Source organism: Psychromonas antarctica (assembly GCF_022267535.1).
Lineage (GTDB): Bacteria > Pseudomonadota > Gammaproteobacteria > Enterobacterales > Psychromonadaceae > Psychromonas > Psychromonas antarctica.
Genome location: NZ_JAHNZV010000023.1, coordinates 21,489 through 36,962, shown reverse-complemented (window position 1 = coordinate 36,962; position 15,474 = coordinate 21,489). Strand labels below are relative to the sequence as shown.

15 protein-coding genes and 1 pseudogene are annotated in these 15,474 nt (G+C 41.4%); 5 read left to right on the top strand and 11 right to left on the bottom strand.

Annotated elements, in window-relative coordinates; genetic code table 11:
* Positions 1-116: 116 nt before the first annotated feature.
* Complete coding sequence (locus KSO91_RS07935; protein ID WP_275113939.1) at positions 117-539, top strand: IS66 family transposase; 423 nt, start codon at positions 117-119, stop codon at positions 537-539.
* Between the two features lie 55 nt (positions 540-594).
* Here the strand turns inward: KSO91_RS07935 and KSO91_RS07930 are convergent.
* Positions 595-771, bottom strand: a pseudogene (locus KSO91_RS07930) (deoxyribonuclease IV); the annotation flags it as partial.
* 252 nt (positions 772-1,023) lie between these two features.
* On the bottom strand, positions 1,024-1,299 hold the full coding sequence (locus KSO91_RS07925; RefSeq protein ID WP_238742417.1) for a DUF4124 domain-containing protein: 276 nt from the start codon (positions 1,297-1,299) through the stop codon (positions 1,024-1,026).
* A gap of 99 nt (positions 1,300-1,398) precedes the next feature.
* Between KSO91_RS07925 and KSO91_RS07920 the strand changes: the two genes are divergently transcribed.
* The gene (locus KSO91_RS07920; protein WP_238742416.1) at positions 1,399-1,668 is read left to right on the top strand and encodes a DUF3624 domain-containing protein; all 270 of its coding nucleotides are present in this window, start codon (positions 1,399-1,401) and stop codon (positions 1,666-1,668) included.
* Here the strand turns inward: KSO91_RS07920 and KSO91_RS07915 are convergent.
* The 5 genes from KSO91_RS07915 to KSO91_RS07895 all read right to left on the bottom strand — a co-directional run bounded on the left by KSO91_RS07915 (position 1,640) and on the right by KSO91_RS07895 (position 6,178).
* Positions 1,640-2,770 carry an anhydro-N-acetylmuramic acid kinase gene (locus KSO91_RS07915; protein ID WP_238742415.1) on the bottom strand — a complete coding sequence of 377 codons (1,131 nt, stop codon included), beginning with the start codon at positions 2,768-2,770 and terminating at the stop codon, positions 1,640-1,642. The genes KSO91_RS07920 and KSO91_RS07915 overlap by 29 nt on opposite strands.
* Entirely contained in the window at positions 2,771-4,138 is a 1,368-nt protein-coding gene (gene hemN / locus KSO91_RS07910) for an oxygen-independent coproporphyrinogen III oxidase (protein ID WP_238742414.1), read from the bottom strand.
* 30 nt (positions 4,139-4,168) lie between these two features.
* Positions 4,169-4,648 carry a DUF2489 domain-containing protein gene (locus tag KSO91_RS07905; protein WP_238742413.1) on the bottom strand — a complete coding sequence of 160 codons (480 nt, stop codon included), beginning with the start codon at positions 4,646-4,648 and terminating at the stop codon, positions 4,169-4,171.
* An 11-nt stretch (positions 4,649-4,659) separates the two neighbouring features.
* Positions 4,660-5,232, bottom strand: coding sequence for a Der GTPase-activating protein YihI (gene yihI / locus KSO91_RS07900; protein WP_238742412.1), 573 nt, complete (start codon positions 5,230-5,232; stop codon positions 4,660-4,662).
* A 343-nt stretch (positions 5,233-5,575) separates the two neighbouring features.
* The gene (locus tag KSO91_RS07895) at positions 5,576-6,178 is read right to left on the bottom strand and encodes a c-type cytochrome (RefSeq protein WP_238742411.1); all 603 of its coding nucleotides are present in this window, start codon (positions 6,176-6,178) and stop codon (positions 5,576-5,578) included.
* 112 nt (positions 6,179-6,290) lie between these two features.
* Here KSO91_RS07895 and yihA point away from each other — a divergent pair, with 112 nt between their 5' ends.
* On the top strand, positions 6,291-6,959 hold the full coding sequence (gene yihA, locus KSO91_RS07890) for a ribosome biogenesis GTP-binding protein YihA/YsxC (protein ID WP_238742410.1): 669 nt from the start codon (positions 6,291-6,293) through the stop codon (positions 6,957-6,959).
* Between the two features lie 117 nt (positions 6,960-7,076).
* Here the strand turns inward: yihA and KSO91_RS07885 are convergent, their stop codons facing one another.
* The gene (locus KSO91_RS07885; protein WP_238742409.1) at positions 7,077-9,101 is read right to left on the bottom strand and encodes an ATP-binding protein; all 2,025 of its coding nucleotides are present in this window, start codon (positions 9,099-9,101) and stop codon (positions 7,077-7,079) included.
* A gap of 139 nt (positions 9,102-9,240) precedes the next feature.
* On the opposite strand from KSO91_RS07885, the gene prlC reads away from it, so the two are divergent.
* On the top strand, positions 9,241-11,292 hold the full coding sequence (prlC, locus tag KSO91_RS07880; RefSeq protein WP_238742408.1) for an oligopeptidase A: 2,052 nt from the start codon (positions 9,241-9,243) through the stop codon (positions 11,290-11,292).
* Positions 11,293-11,343: 51 nt separating this feature from the next.
* On the opposite strand, the gene cobO is transcribed toward prlC, so the two are convergent.
* Both cobO and nhaA read right to left on the bottom strand, forming a co-directional pair.
* Positions 11,344-11,937: a cob(I)yrinic acid a,c-diamide adenosyltransferase gene (gene cobO / locus KSO91_RS07875; protein WP_238742407.1), complete on the bottom strand. Its 594-nt coding sequence runs from the start codon at positions 11,935-11,937 to the stop codon at positions 11,344-11,346.
* Positions 11,938-11,986: 49 nt separating this feature from the next.
* A complete protein-coding gene (gene nhaA, locus KSO91_RS07870) occupies positions 11,987-13,294 on the bottom strand; it encodes a Na+/H+ antiporter NhaA (protein ID WP_238742406.1) in 1,308 nt (435 codons plus the stop codon).
* 238 nt (positions 13,295-13,532) lie between these two features.
* Here nhaA and KSO91_RS07865 point away from each other — a divergent pair, with 238 nt between their 5' ends.
* On the top strand, positions 13,533-14,744 hold the full coding sequence (locus tag KSO91_RS07865; RefSeq protein WP_238742405.1) for a DUF945 family protein: 1,212 nt from the start codon (positions 13,533-13,535) through the stop codon (positions 14,742-14,744).
* Positions 14,745-14,803: 59 nt separating this feature from the next.
* Here KSO91_RS07865 and KSO91_RS07860 read toward each other — a convergent pair whose 3' ends face one another.
* Positions 14,804-15,433 (bottom strand): MBL fold metallo-hydrolase, encoded by a 630-nt coding sequence (locus KSO91_RS07860; RefSeq protein WP_238742404.1) that lies wholly within the window; start codon positions 15,431-15,433, stop codon positions 14,804-14,806.
* Positions 15,434-15,474 lie beyond the last annotated feature (41 nt).

Below are 15,474 nucleotides of genomic sequence, written 5' to 3'. Positions count from 1 at the left end.
GTTCATAGGTCAGTTGTTTATATGTTTTCATTGTTGCATCTCTTGCCGGAGAAAAAGCGATTAGCATATATTCAGCTGACCGTTTTTTCTACCTATTCAAGTTATGCACTTATTATTTGAATCCAAGTTATCATCAAACGAACTCCCTGCCCGTTATGGCAGAGATTAAGGCGTGGGGCGAAACCCACTTAAGTGACGAGACCATTGAGGAAAACAGTGGTCTGGGTAAGGCTATCCGGTATTTTATTAAACACTATGCGGGGCTGAGCTGTTTTTGCAGCTTAGAGGGCGTGAAAATTGATAATAATAAAATCGAGGCGATGCTTAAAATCGTGGTGCGGGACAGAAAAAATGCCATGTTTCACAAAACCTTACTGGGCGCGACCATTGGCGATGTCATCACTTCAATGATAGCCACAGGCAGCGAGGCGGGGATCAATGTATTCAATTACTTTACAGTTCTACAGTGGGACAAAGAAAAAGTAAAAGCCAACCCAGAAAATTACCTGCCATGGAATTATCTAGAAAATAGTGAGTAACGGCTGACTTGCTTTCCAAAAAAGACTGAATTGGGCTAACCGCCCAAGTCAAACTATGCAGCCGTAAGCTCACTTTAAATTTACGTATGCTATCTGCATCAAGTGGTTTCGCATCCCATCGACGTTGATTTTTTGTAAAAAGAGCGAAGGCAGTTGCACCAATATCAGATGCATTTTTAGGTGCATTAAAGACTCCGCCTGAAGCGCTGACATGGGCGCCGATATATTTCATAGCTGATTCTCCAAAAGATGCATTAGCGCAGCTCTGTTGCAGCTGCAAGCGTATAAATAAAGTAAATGATTTTGTAACGCTTATCAAATGAAATCGCTGCAATAGGGGGAATAAAGTAGCAGCTTGCAGGTGTGAATCATGATCCAGCCAATGGAATATCGTTTAGTACTGCGTTTACATTTTTACTTTATCAGTGATTGGGTAACAAATAGATTGGAAGCACCTGATTGCGCGGTTGAACGAAATCGAGTCTTAATCTTTGTCTTCATCAGGTACGGTTTGTTTCTCGTCACTTTCATTCTGAGGGCTTGGAGCTTCTGCTTGATCTGGCTTTGTGATTATCTCAGCATCAGCATCAGCATCAGCCACAGTGGGTTTGGCTAACTCTTCTATAATTGTTATTTGCGCATCATACTCAGGTTTGCTTTCTGAAAAATGGGTTACCCCTTTTGCATCTTGCCAAGTGAAGATTTCGGCCGATGTAGAAACTGAAAATAAAAGTATTAACAATGTTAAAATATAGGGCATATTGATATCTCCGGATCACAGAAAATAAAAATGAAATGATGATAGTTTTGTTTTTTTTGAATAGCAATAGAATTTTAGGATAGTGAGGATGTGGTAAAGATGGCATGTAAATTCTGTGATGAAAACCGCTTTAAAGAAAAACTAGGGCGCTGTAAAACCTGTATCTGGCTTAATCTATTGTTGCTTGTGAGTAGTGCTATCGGTTGCTTTATTTATTATCAGTCAGCGCCTAGGGAAGTTGCAACAATCGCTTTACTATTGACTTTTATTGCCAGTGGATTTTTAATGCTGCTGCATGCAGGAGCTTATCTTTATTATCGATTTACAGGAGTAAAACATCCTACGCAAGATAGACACAGCCCAAAATAGCATTTTTCTGTGCGCCCGTGACCGCTTTAAGCGCAATAGGTCTTTTAAAGAGCCGCTGCTCTGCCAGCCAGGCAAAAGCCAACGCTTCAACAAACATAGGATCGATATCAAGGGCATTGCTATCGTTAATCTTATATAAAGGCATTAATACTTGTAAGCGTTTCATAAGTAATGGGTTTAATGCGCCTCCGCCACAGACAAAGACAGTACAAGGGGGGCTTTGCTGCTGAATTTGATCGCTAATGGTGATGGCGCTGAGCTCCAATAAAGTACGCTGAATATCAGCATCTGCGTATGCAGCTTCGCCGAGCTGGATTAGCTGTTGCTGCAGCCAAGCCAAGTTAAATTTTTCTCGGCCGGTGCTTTTGGGTGGCGGTTTTGCGAAATAGGGATCACTTAATAATTGCTTTAATAACGGTGAAATTATTTTACCCTGCTTGGCAAAGTTGGCCTCTTTATCGTAATGCTTATTGGCCACTTTATTGATCCACGCATCCATTAACATATTGCCAGGGCCGGTGTCATAGCCTATTACCTCTTTATCCGACTTCAATAGACTAATATTAGCAATTCCACCAATATTCAGGATCACGCGATTCTCACCTTTTTTGGCGAAGAGCGCTTGGTGAAATGCAGGTACTAAAGGTGCGCCTTGTCCACCATAGGCCATATCCATACGCCTAAAATCGGCAACACATGTGATGTTCGTTTTTGCGGCGATTAGATTGGCATCGCCAATTTGTTGGGTGAAAGGAAACTGGCTAATGGGACTGTGGAAAATTGTTTGTCCGTGGCTGCCTATCGCGGTGATTTGACTTGCCTGAATTTGGTTGAGTTCAAGGAGTTGATTTACTGCTGCGGCGCAGGCTAGGGCAAATTGATGATCAACTTCCCCCAATGTTTGCAGAGTGACCTGCTTATCTTGGCAAATTTTTAGCAGCGCTAAGCGTAACGATTCGGGTAACTCGGGGGCAAAACCAGCAATCTGTTTAAAACCCGCAGCACTACGTTGGGCGATCACGACATCAATGGCATCCAAACTGGTGCCTGACATAATGCCAATATAGTAGTTGCCTATTGCGGATGAAGGTAAGTTAGTCATTTAGATAACGCGGGAGAATTGTTGTTGACGTGCTTTATTGCGTAAATAAATATCAAAACACATGCAGATATTACGAATGAGTAAGTGTCCTTTGGGAGTAACTGTTATTTTTTCTGGTGTGATGAAAACCATCTGATCATCAATAAAACACTGTAATAACTTAATATCTTCAGAAAAGTAATCGTTAAAGGTTAAAGCAAACTGTTGCTCAATCTCTTTAATATCTAATGCAAAATTACAGATTAGTTTTTTGATCACTTCGCGGCGAATGAGATCATCTTGATTAAGACTTACCCCTCGCCACTGTGCATGGCCCAGTTCGTCAATTTGACTGTAATAAAGAGCTAATTTTTTTTGATTTTGTGAATAGGTGTGGCCAATCTGACTGATGGCTGATACGCCTAGACCTAAAAGGTCGGCATCTTGTTGCGTCGTATAGCCTTGGAAGTTTCGGTGTAAAATACCTTGGCGCTGTGCCTGTGCAAGCTCATCATCAGGTTTCGCAAAATGGTCCATACCGATAAACTGATAACCTGACTGGGTTAAAAATTCAATCGTATATTGTAACATGGCCAGTTTCTCAGCGGCTTTAGGCATATCATCTTCATTTATTTTACGCTGCGCCGCAAAAAGGGTCGGCATATGGGCGTAATTAAAAATCGACAAACGAGCGGGATCTAACGCCACTACTTTGCCTAAGGTATGAGCAAAACTTTCTTTTGTTTGCAGCGGCAAACCATAAATCATGTCTAAGTTAGTTGAGCGAAATCCTCGTGCTTTAGCACGCGTTAATAGCGCGCTAATAAAGGCTTCATCTTGCTCCCGATTGACCGCTTTTTGCACCGCTTTATTAAAGTCTTGTACACCCAAACTGAGGCGGTTAAACCCCTCTTTGGCAAGATGATCTATGGTGCTTAGTGCTATTTCGCGAGGATCCACTTCAATGCTTAACTCTGCATTATCTGTAAAATGAAAGTGTTGACGTAACATGCCCATTAAACGTGTTATTTGCTTGGGCAGTAGAAATGTTGGGGTGCCGCCCCCCCAGTGTAACTGGCTTACTTGACGAGCGCTAAAGTGGGGCGCTTGGCGTTTGATTTCACGTTCAAGGTAATCGAGGTATTTATCGGCTTTTTCCTGATGGCGTGTGATCACTTTATTACAGCCACAAAAATAACAAAGTTTATGACAAAATGGGATATGGATATACAGTGAAAGAGGCCGTGTCGGATAGGTTTTAGTCGCTTGGATCAGTGTCGGATAGTTAAAATTTTCATTAAATTCTAACGCAGTAGGATAAGAGGTATATCTTGGTCCGCTGTAATTATACTTTTCAATTAGCGCTTGATTCCAAACGGACTTTTCCATTGCTCTCTCTTCTTTTTTTGACGACGAATTTTAAACTGAAAAATTTTTCAGTTGTGAGGCTTCTTGGATAATGGCTTGTTCAAGTTCAGCTTCAAAAATATGCCGTTGTCTGTCGAGTTTTTTAAGCTCCTTTACAGCAACTTTCTTGCGCTGTTCATGCGTTGGCATCTCCTTCACTTTATCAAATAGTTCAGATAAAGCGGGATACTCATTTTGTATATCAATGGCTTGATCAAGTATTAGCGTTTCTAATAAGACACTTAGACGGATAGCTGCTTCGGAAACATTACATTGTTTTTGCGCTGTCGCGCAAGCGATCAAACGAATGCTTTGACAAATATCATCGTTTCGTTGCTGATTGTTTAATAGCGTTTGTGCTTTTTCCTGATCTTCTCTTTGCACAATCGCCGCTTTTTGCGTCTTTATTTTACTTATTAATATGCCCACGTAAAATGCTAAGCCGACAATAATGACAACCGCGATTGCGGCCATTAAAAAATAACTATTCATCTGTATCCTTGCTAGTGTCTGAATTCATCTAATGCGGAGCTGGCATCTTCAAATTGTTGCAGAAGATCTTCCTCTCCATCGTCATCTAGCCAACCCAATTCTTTCATCAGTTTTTGGTGACGCTTAGTCTGTTGATCTACCCAAGACTGATCTATTTTGGAAATTTTTTCGCCTGTATCGAGTTGCTCAAGAAGGTCATTAAGGCGTTCATCATTTTCGATCGAAGCCAGTTCTTTTTCAGGGGACAGTTTTTCCGGCGCTAGCTTTTTTGGCTCAGGGTTTTTTGCAGCTTTTACTATCGCTTTAGGCGCTTCGTTTGCTGCGCTTTTTGGTTGTTTCTGTTCTGGGACAAGTGGAATCGCTTTTTGGCTACCTAGACGTTTCTCATTTATCACCTGTTTGACATTGTGCTGCTGTGTCTGTTTTGACTCGTTGACATTGCGGGCACCCGCTTTATTGCCTTTTAGTTTACTTTTACGTTTGTTGCCACGAGCTTCTTTTGCCTGCGAAGATGATTCTTTGCGTTGGCCACTGAATTTGGGCTCTGAAGCATCGGAGGTGCGGGTTTTCTTGCTGCGAGACATAATTATTTACCTTTCATTTTTTAATCGGGAAGAGTGCATTTTACCGTGCAGTCAATATGCGCAGAATAGCAGATCTAATTGCGTTTAAACAGCGTATAAAAAAGGTGTGTATGGGTATTAAATGCTTTCTTAGTTGCCTACAAGACTTAGGCAAACTTAGACGTAAAAGAATCTTTTAAAAAAGGAAATCACTTACAAAGAGTTAAAGCAAAATAAGTTAAAAAATAAAGACTATTCACAAAGAGGAAAAAAAGAGCGCTTCGTTTAAAGAAGTAATAAATCAAAGACGTTCTCTTTTTATTCATTACCTCTTCTTTGTAAAACAAGGATAAAGTGCAGGGGGTTAATGCAATGCCGAAATATACTTTGAAAGGAGCTCAATATCTGCATCGGTTAGCTTACTGGCAATATCTGCCATCATACTGTTTTGGTCGTTATTGCGCGTTTTGTTACGAAAACTTTCTAGCTGCGTTTTTAGATAGGTGGGATGCTGGCTTGATACCTTAGGAAATTTAGCCAGTGCTAAGCCATTTCCTCGAGGGCCATGGCAAGCGGTACAGGCTGGAATCTGTCGTTGTAAATCCCCTCCCATATAAAGTTTTTGTCCAGCATCCGCTATTGCTGCATCGATTGTTTCAGGGGTGGTCGTTTGAGACTCATAATAAGCGCTAATATTGCGCATATCTTGCTCACTAAGGGAATATGCCATCCCTAGCATAATGGCATTATTGCGTTTACCACTTTTAAATTCTTGTAGCTGTTTTTCGAGGTAGCTTGCATGCTGACCAGCTAATTTAGGGTAAAGATTGGATGGGCTATTTCCGTCGGCGCCATGGCATGCTGCGCAAGCGATTGCAGTTGCCTTACCGGCCTCAATGTCAGCTTCTGCTTGTACTATGCCAGAGAAGCTCAGTATGCCAATTAATGTCATCAATAATTTATTCATAACTATCCATTTTTTTCTTAAAGTATGTACAATGAGCTCCAATAAAGCAGGTATAGTTTACACAAATTTAATAAATTAACAATTTTGCTACATGGGTAAAGCGAGGCATATCTTGGAATTTCCAAAAATACATTTTCAAAAAGCGCACTTTTTAATTAGTGCACCAGATATTCGTCATTTGGATAAGCACTTGCCTGCTGAAAGCGGGATTGAAATCGCCTTTGCTGGGCGTTCGAATGCAGGTAAGTCGAGCGCGTTAAACCGCTTAACGCGACAAAAAAACTTGGCCAGAACCAGTAAAACACCTGGGCGTACACAATTGATTAATGTCTTTGAAATTGAAGAGGGCAAAAGGTTAATTGATCTTCCTGGTTATGGGTTTGCTAAAGTGCCATTGGCAATGAAGCTTAAATGGCAGCGTTCGTTGGGTGAATATCTGCAGCAACGTGAATCACTCAAAGGATTGGTGGTACTGATGGATATTCGTCATCCCTTTAAAGATCTCGATCAGCAACTTATTTATTGGGCGATTGATGCTGATATTCCGGTGCTTGCGCTGTTAACCAAAGCGGATAAATTCAAGCAAGGTGCGCGCAAAGCAACACTGTTGCAAATGCGCGAAGAAGCACTGCGCTTTGAGGGGGATGTGCAAGTTGAGTTATTTTCTTCTTTAAAAGGTTTCGGTGTTGATATTTTAGAGAAAAAAATTGCTGATTGGTATGGGATGAGCGAGCCGGTCGAGGCACCCGTAGATGTCGAAGTGGAAGTCATAACTGAATAGATTGATTATCGCTAGTGAAAAAAAAGAACCTCGTAAGAGGTTTTTTTGTATGTAACCTCAGCTAGTAATAGCTGCGCGCTAGCGATTAGCTTATTCCGAGCTGAGGTTATGTATAAACTAGGAAAGCGCACTTGTCTGATAAGGAATTTTTATCCGGAAATGCGTGCCTTTTTCCCCCGCTAGGTATTCAATATCACCTTTGAGTAACTGTTTTACTATGTTGTAAACAATGTGGGTGCCTAAACCACTGCCACCCGAGCCACGTTTAGAAGTTACAAAGGGATCAAAAATACGTTCGGCAATATCAGCGCCAATGCCTTTACCTGTATCACGATAATCTATCTGTAAGTCACTCCCCACTTGTGTGATATCTATATAGATATCACACTTCCCTTGCCAGTTTTCAAAGCCATGAATAATAGAGTTCAGGAGCAGGTTAGAATAGATTTGCGCGAAACTCCCTGGAAAACTGTAGATAGAAAGATCCTCTGGGCAGCTGACGTGGACTTCACCGGGCACCTGCTTTAGTTTGTGTTTAAGAGAGGTAATCACTTGGTTAAGATTGTCCGCTAACTTAAAGGAGTAGCAGGCCTCACTTGATTGATCAACGGCAACCTGCTTGAAGCTACTGACCAGATTGGCGGCGCGATTGAGGCTGTTATTTAATAAGCGTCCTGATTCTGATATGCGTTCGATTAACTTTTCCACATAACTGCGCGTTAAGCTGTTTTCGCGCATTTTTATTGTTAACGTGTCTATCTCTTCTTGTAAGAATGACGCGGCTGTCACGCTGATTCCGATCGGAGTATTTATCTCATGCGCAACCCCTGCGACTAAGCTGCCTAGTGATGCCATTTTTTCCGATTCAACGAGGGTCAATTGGGTGCGTTTTAACTGCTCTAAGGTTTCAGTTATCTGTTTGTTACTTTCTGTTAAAGCTGCTGTTCGGGTATTTACCTTATCTTCAAGTTGATCATTGAGTTTTTTGACTTCTAGCTCTACCTGTTTCTGGGGGGTAATATCATGGCCAAAACCGATTAAATATTTAATATTCATGCCCTCATAAAAAGCGGAGAAGGTCCAAAGTAGGGTATTTACACTGCCCATTTGATCATTCATATTAATTTCAATGCCGTGAATGGCTTCGTTGTGCTCAAATTTGGCGCGCATTATCTCTTTTTTATCATCGAGCACAAAAATATCTAACCATTCTTTTTTGTACAGCTCTTCTTGGCTATAACCTGTTAATATAACGGCCGCGGGGTTAATGGTTGTTATTTTTAAGTCTGCATCTAGACAGCAGATCACGGTGCTAGATGAATTTATAACAGTGGCTGAGAAATCGCGTTCCTGCTGCAACGCTTCGATAGCAATTTTCTTATCTGTGAGTTCGGCAACGATTCTTTTTTGCATTTTATTAAGCAAATAAACAAGTTCATCGAGTTCATCACCGTGAGATTCGGATTTTCGGCCGTCTAATATGAGATTTTTATTGTGTGTGTTGAGCTTAATATTACGTGTATAGAATGCAATTTTATTGATATGGCGGATCACCATATAATAGATGATTAATAAAATACAGATTGAAACGAGCATGGTTTTGATGGTTTGACTAACCAAAATAAGGACTGATTTAGCAATTAAGTGATTATAAACCTCATCCAGTGAAGCCGCCACAAAAAGGGTACCGACAATCTCTTCTTGATAAACCAGATTGAATTTTCTGCTGATATCAAATTTGTCTTTTAAAGTTCCCTGCTCAATTAAAGGGACTTCCGTACTGCCTAACACTTCATGGACACGGACATACTGCATATCCGAGAGCTTCATAATACCTTCTATCTGGATTTGAATTTGTTCTTCATCTAGATTCCAAAGGCTCGCGGCCATCGGCTGTAAAAAGCTGGACTCGATTTGGTTAATACTGGCTTCTATTTTGCCTACATCTTGTCGGTAGTCCCAGGTTAATTGCACTAGAGTGATGATGATGGCCAGCGCAGTGCTGCACAGTAGGATATAGGCAAGTAATCGCTTTGAAAGCGTATGTTTCATTTTTAAGGGGGTAAAGATGGATAAGATATTTTCTAAGTTCATTCTGTCCAAATCCGAGTCATGGCATCGCGAGAACAAGTAGTTTGCCATAAGGAAACACTTCTCCCTACTCTTCTGCTCACAAAATGCTATCAAACACTAATAAATTGTGCATAAAAATAGGCTTGATTTTTTTGTGAATGCCCATATCTCATACAACAGACACTTTCCCTTTATTTAGAAGGCTGCTATGCAAAAAACTGAAAAATTAGGTATCAAGCAAACAGAGGGGTTGCCTTTATTTAGTCAAATCACTCCTGAACAGATAATTCCCGCAGTACAACAAGCTATTACTGAGAATAAAAACTTAATAGCAAAAAAATTAGCGACCCTGACGCATTTTACTTGGGACAACTTTGTCAATGTGTTGGATGAGGCAGATGACCATTTAGGCAAGTTATGGTCGCCTATTTCTCATATGAATGCCGTTGTCAGTAATGACTCACTGCGCCAGGCACATGATGCTTGCCTGCCACTGTTTTCTGAATATGGCACCTTTGTGGGTCAGCATCAGGGACTTTATAAAGCTTATTTAAGCATTGCCAATAGCAACCAGTTTGGCGACTTAAAGGTTGAGCAGCAAAAGGTTATTAATGATGCAATACGTGATTTTAAATTAGCGGGCATTGCGTTATCGGACGATAAAAAACAACGTTATGGTGAAATTAAGCAGCAGCTTGCACAGTTGCAGTCACAATTTAGTAATAATGTGATGGATGCGACCTTAGCATGGAGCAAGTTAATTACCGATGTCAATGTACTCGAGGGCTTGCCGGAAAGCGCCTTGGCTGCAGCGGCGCAAGCGGCGACAGAGAAACAGCAACAAGGTTATTTGTTAACATTAGACTTTCCAAGCTATATGCCAGTGATTACCTATGCAAATAATCGCGAATTACGTAAAGAGGTTTATCAAGCATTTGTAACGCGTGCTTCTGATCAGGGACCTAATGCGGGGGAATTTGATAACACTGAAATTATCGAGCAGATCTTAGCGCTGCGACATGAATTAGCACTGTTATTAGATTTCTCTGATTATGGACAATATAGTCTGGCCACTAAAATGGCTGAAACACCTGAGCAAGTGCTTTCATTTTTAACTGAGCTGGCTGACAAATCTTACCCACAAGCAATTGTCGAGCGCGATCAGATTCTCGCTTTCGCTAAAGAAAAGGATAACCTTGAACAACTAGAAGCCTGGGATTTAAGTTACTACTCGGAATTATTAAAGCAACATCGTTATGCCATTTCCGATGAAGTACTTCGTCCTTACTTCCCAGAAAACAAAGTGGTCAACGGTTTGTTTGCTGTGGTTAATCGTTTATTTGGGTTAACCATTAAAGAAGTGTTTGAGTTTGATAGCTGGCATGCGGATGTGCGTTTTTTTGATATTTACGATCAACAGGACACGCATATTGGCAGTTTTTATTTAGATTTATATGCGCGCGAATTTAAACGTGGCGGAGCATGGATGAATGATTGCCGTGTTCGCCGTCGTTTGGTTAACGATGCATTACAGTTGCCGGTGGCATATCTCACCTGTAATTTTACCCGTCCTCTTGCGGATAAAGCGGCGATGTTTAGCCATAATGAAGTGATCACCTTATTCCATGAGTTTGGTCACGGCCTTCATCATATGCTTAGTAAGATTGAGTCTGCAGGTGTTTCTGGTATCAATGGTGTGCCTTGGGATGCTGTTGAGCTACCCAGCCAGTTTTTAGAAAATTGGTGTTGGCAGCCGCAAGCCTTAGCATTAATTTCTGGGCATGTTGAAACCGGCGAAACCTTACCGCAAGAGTTGCTTGATAAAATGCTTGCCAGTAAAAACTACAACAGTGCACTAATGATGTTACGGCAATTAGAATTTTCGCTGTTTGATTTTGTTTTACATCATCAATATGTACCCGAGGAAGGTTCACAGGTCGAGCACGTGCTGAGTCAAATTCGCGAGAAATTGGCGGTCATAATTCCCCCTAAATTTAATCGTTTCCAGCACAGCTTCAGCCATATCTTTGCTGGTGGTTATGCAGCAGGTTATTACAGCTACAAGTGGGCGGAAGTTTTATCGGCAGATGCCTTTTCTCGTTTTGAAGAACTGGGCATTTTTAATGAGGAAACAGGGCGATCGTTTATGCAGGCTATTTTAGAAAAAGGCGGTAGCGAAGAGCCCATGGTGCTGTTTAAGAACTTTATGGGACGAGAGCCAAATATAGCGGCTTTACTTCGCCATTCAGGGATAAAATAGCGACTCACTACGAGTGGCTTGCTTCGCAGCTCGCCACTCGTAGCCTGTTTGTTACCATTCAATCCCTGCTTGTGCTTTTACACCCGCTTTAAAGGCATGTTTTTCATCTAGAATCAGGCTGTAAGTATCGACAGCATCAATTAGCTCTTGTGTAGGACCTCGTCCAGTTAAAACTACATTCATTTTTTCTGGGCGATTTTTTAACGCCTTGAGAGTCGGTTCAAGCTGCAAATATTGAAACTTAAACATATAAGTGACCTCATCGAGGATCACCAATTGATACTGATCATCTGCTAATAACTGCTCTGCTTTTGCCCATGCTTTTTGGGCGCTGGCAATGTCTTGCTCTTTATCTTGTGTTTCCCAAGTAAAACCATCACCCATTGCAAACCAATCAACATTCTCATGGGCAGTAAAAAATAACTCTTCGCCTGTGGACATGGATCCTTTCAAAAATTGTACAACAGCTACTTTATGACCGTGACCAAGGGATCTTGCTAGCATCCCAAATGCTGAACTGCTTTTCCCTTTACCGGGGCCCGCAAGTAAAATGGTCACGCCACGCTCCTGATCCGCGGCCGCAATTTTTTGATCTTGTTTTTCTTTGATCGCTTGCATTCTTTTTAAGTGTTTTGCATCGCTCATCTGTCTTAATCCTATTTTAAAATATAAAAATCCGACTTAAAGAGGCGGCTTAATTTATTAATTTATTGGCTGGTTTACAGCGAGTCAAAATGATGTAACCAATAATGCCAGAAATGACAGAAGCTATTAGCACCGCTACTTTGGCAATAATCTGAAACTCTTCCTCTTTAAAAGCAAGATCGGTAATAAATAGTGACATAGTAAATCCCATTCCGGCTAAGAAACCAGCACCAATAACATGTGACCAGGTAACGCCACTGGGTAACTGTCCCAAATTTAACAGAGTGAGTAGTTTAGTGAAGAGGAAAATACCGAGCGGTTTACCAATAATAAGACCCGCTGCAATACCCAATACAATCGGGTTGGTGAGCTCTGCAAGCATGCTGTCATCAATCATAATACCGGCATTGCCAAGGGCGAAAAAAGGGACAATAAAAAGTGTCGCAAGTGGGTGTAATGCTTCTTCTTTAAGCTGTAGCGGATTGGCTGCCTGAAAACTTATCATTTTTATTTTTTTCAGTGCCTTAATAGCATGTCTAGATAATACATCCTCTTTACAATGGCGCTCAGTCTCTAACTCATTTAGCAATCCCTTGGCTTGGTCGAGGTAATCGGCCATTGATATTTCTCGGCGCGAGGGAATAGTGAAGGCCACCGCAACACCGGCAATAGTGGCGTGTACGCCAGATGCTAAGAAACTTACCCAGACACTAGTTAGACCGATGGTGTAGTAAAATAGCGGGCTACGTACGCCAAGACGGTTAGCGATGCCTAAAATAGCTAAACCGGCTAAACCAAACAGTAACTCATTAACGAAAATTTGATCCGTGTAAAAAAGAGCAATCACAATGACCGCCATCAAGTCATCTCCGATGGCCAGCGCAGATAAAAAGATCTTTAAAGATAACGGTACTCGGCTGCCGACGATCGCTAATACGCCTAATGCAAAAGCGATATCAGTGGCCATGGGAATACCCCAACCATTGGCAGAAGGAAGTCCTGTATTGATTAGATAATAGATACCCGCTGGAAAAACAACTCCACCTAAGGCAGCAAAGAGAGGCAAAGCTGCTTTTTGAAAGCTAGAAAGTTCACCATCTAATAATTCTCGTTTAATCTCTAAGCCAATAAAAAAGAAGAAGATTGCCATTAAAAATTCGTTAGCAATTTTATGGAAATTGATCGCATGTGCTTTATCACCTAGGCCGGTTGACATATCCCATAATGTTTCGTGCCAAAAGTGGTGGTAATGTAGGGGAGCGAGGTTTGCCCAAAGCAGTGCGCTAGTGGTGGCGATAACCAGCAACAAACCGCCAGTGATTGGGCTATGTAACCACTGCCATTTCTGTGAACTCATTGATACTCCTAAAGATAAAAATCATAAATATGTTTGAGCCTAACTTTTTTGGCTCGAAAGAATACGCGAAACAGGGTGTGTAACTTATTTGCTTGTTGTAATCTACAATGTTTTAGAACAATAAAGAAGTAAAATATCGACATTTTAAGTCAATGGGGCCGCTTGTGTTTTAGGTTAGATTATCGTTAAATGATTGCCACTGGCATTGCCAGATGATGTAGTTGAACTTGGAAGAGCAATGAAAAAATTATTAATTAGCCTGTTTGTTGTCATTACTATTTTGTTATTCAGTACCTACTTTATGGGTGAAATGGTAAAAAACGAAACGCAAAAAATGTTTGTTAAAAGCGTACCGCAAGGCGTGACAAGTAAACTTATCCGCTATGATAAAGGATTTTTACGGGCGACGGCGGTAAGTGAAGTGAGGCTCGCCATTGAGGGGGAGGCTCCTCTTGTGTTTGATATCACCAGTTCAATACAACACTATCCCTACAAAGCCGTGATTGACAATCAAATCAAGTTGCGCGATCCGTTGCTGACTCAAAAAGTGGAAACTTATTTTGCCAGTAAAGATTGGTTAACTTCTATTGAAGAGGTTAATTTATGCGGTCAATTAACGGGGCAACTAACACTCATGGCGGGGAGCTCTAGTTATGGGGATGGGCAGTTTGCAACGAAAGCAGTAACCTTAGATTATCAGATGGATCTGCATCATTACACTGGTGCTGCTAGGTTAGACTGGGGGGGATTGCAGATCCTCACAAGTGAGGACGATTTTTCAGTTGAATCACTGCACATAAAGTCTAATTTCAACCTATTATCCGCACACAGTGAATATGACTATTTTGTTGATATTGCAAAGGTAGCGATTCTGCAAGCGGATTTTCAATCACGATTAGCTGGGATTGAACTATTGGGAAGTAGTCGTACAGGGGAGCAAGTTGATACCATTGATACCTCTACCGAATGGCGAATAGCACGTTATGAAATTGATCAAGATAGCAAAAAACTGTTTACCAACAATCACATTAAGCTTGATATAAAAGGTCTGTATTCTCCAGCGCTTAATCTTTTAAGAGGAGCGGCAGAAGATCATCAACAAGTCCAAAGTGCGTTTGCCGCCTTGCTGGATCACGGCGGCCAGCTAACCTTGTCAAAATTAAATTCGCAAACCCCTTGGGGAAAGGTCACTGGGCATTTGGCAGTAACAGTACAACCAGGCGCGGTGTTTTCTGATATTACGCTTAATCCGTTTATGTTATTGGACTATATAAGCGGGGATGCGCAGCTCCTATTGCCAGAAGCGTTGCTGCAACAGCCGAACCTGTCAGAGTCACTGCAGCTTGGACTGAATACGGGGTTCTTAATCAGAGAAGCGACAAATCTTAGCTTTGAAACACAATTTGAACAAGGAGAGTTAACGGTTAATGGCAAGGTGATACCGTTGTAGTCATTTTTACAAGAAAGGGCTGTTAGGCTCTTTCTTGATATCTATTTTAAAGCGAACAACTAACCTAAAAATGGATTGCTGGCTTTCTCTTTGCCGATGGTGGTGGTTGGCCCATGACCCGGATAAACAACTGTTTCGGTGGGTAACGTTAATAATTTTGTCTTAATACCGTTAATAAGTTGCATCTGATTGCCACGTGGAAAATCAAAGCGGCCAATGCCACCATTAAAGAGAATGTCACCGACAATTACTTGCTTACTTTGTTCGTCAAATAAGGCGATATGTCCAGGGGTATGGCCTGGGATATGCAATACTTTCAGTTTGATATTACCCACTTCTACAATCTCATCTTCTTGCAACCACTTATCGGGGGCAAAACTTTTGGTCGTTGGGAAACCAAAGCGTTGGCTTTGAGCCTCTAACTGCTCAAGCCAGAATAGATCCTCTTTCTGCGGACCGATAACGGGGACATCAAGCATTTTCGCAATCAGTTCTGTGGCACCGACATGATCTAAATGGCCATGGGTTAAGATAATTTTATCCACATTAACAGCCTGCTCTTGCACGACTTTTAAAATTTTCACGTGATCCCCGCCAGGATCGACTATCGCCGCAGTCTGAGTCTCTTCGCAAATCACTAAACTGCAGTTCTGTTCGTAGGGTGTAACCGGAATAACAATAACTTTCATAATAAATCACTCTAAAAAAAATTTACTCATCAGCCGTTAGC

What these genes read in the sequence shown, in the direction of transcription:
- KSO91_RS07925 (WP_238742417.1), bottom strand. Translation starts at nt 1,299, where the DNA reads ATGCCCTATATTTTAACATTGTTAATACTTTTATTTTCAGTTTCTACA.
- KSO91_RS07920 (WP_238742416.1), top strand. Translation starts at nt 1,399, where the DNA reads ATGGCATGTAAATTCTGTGATGAAAACCGCTTTAAAGAAAAACTAGGG.
- KSO91_RS07915 (WP_238742415.1), bottom strand. Translation starts at nt 2,770, where the DNA reads ATGACTAACTTACCTTCATCCGCAATAGGCAACTACTATATTGGCATT.
- hemN (WP_238742414.1), bottom strand. Translation starts at nt 4,138, where the DNA reads ATGGAAAAGTCCGTTTGGAATCAAGCGCTAATTGAAAAGTATAATTAC.
- KSO91_RS07905 (WP_238742413.1), bottom strand. Translation starts at nt 4,648, where the DNA reads ATGAATAGTTATTTTTTAATGGCCGCAATCGCGGTTGTCATTATTGTC.
- yihI (WP_238742412.1), bottom strand. Translation starts at nt 5,232, where the DNA reads ATGTCTCGCAGCAAGAAAACCCGCACCTCCGATGCTTCAGAGCCCAAA.
- KSO91_RS07895 (WP_238742411.1), bottom strand. Translation starts at nt 6,178, where the DNA reads ATGAATAAATTATTGATGACATTAATTGGCATACTGAGCTTCTCTGGC.
- KSO91_RS07885 (WP_238742409.1), bottom strand. Translation starts at nt 9,101, where the DNA reads ATGGCAAACTACTTGTTCTCGCGATGCCATGACTCGGATTTGGACAGA.
- prlC (WP_238742408.1), top strand. Translation starts at nt 9,241, where the DNA reads ATGCAAAAAACTGAAAAATTAGGTATCAAGCAAACAGAGGGGTTGCCT.
- cobO (WP_238742407.1), bottom strand. Translation starts at nt 11,937, where the DNA reads ATGAGCGATGCAAAACACTTAAAAAGAATGCAAGCGATCAAAGAAAAA.
- nhaA (WP_238742406.1), bottom strand. Translation starts at nt 13,294, where the DNA reads ATGAGTTCACAGAAATGGCAGTGGTTACATAGCCCAATCACTGGCGGT.
- KSO91_RS07865 (WP_238742405.1), top strand. Translation starts at nt 13,533, where the DNA reads ATGAAAAAATTATTAATTAGCCTGTTTGTTGTCATTACTATTTTGTTA.
- KSO91_RS07860 (WP_238742404.1), bottom strand. Translation starts at nt 15,433, where the DNA reads ATGAAAGTTATTGTTATTCCGGTTACACCCTACGAACAGAACTGCAGT.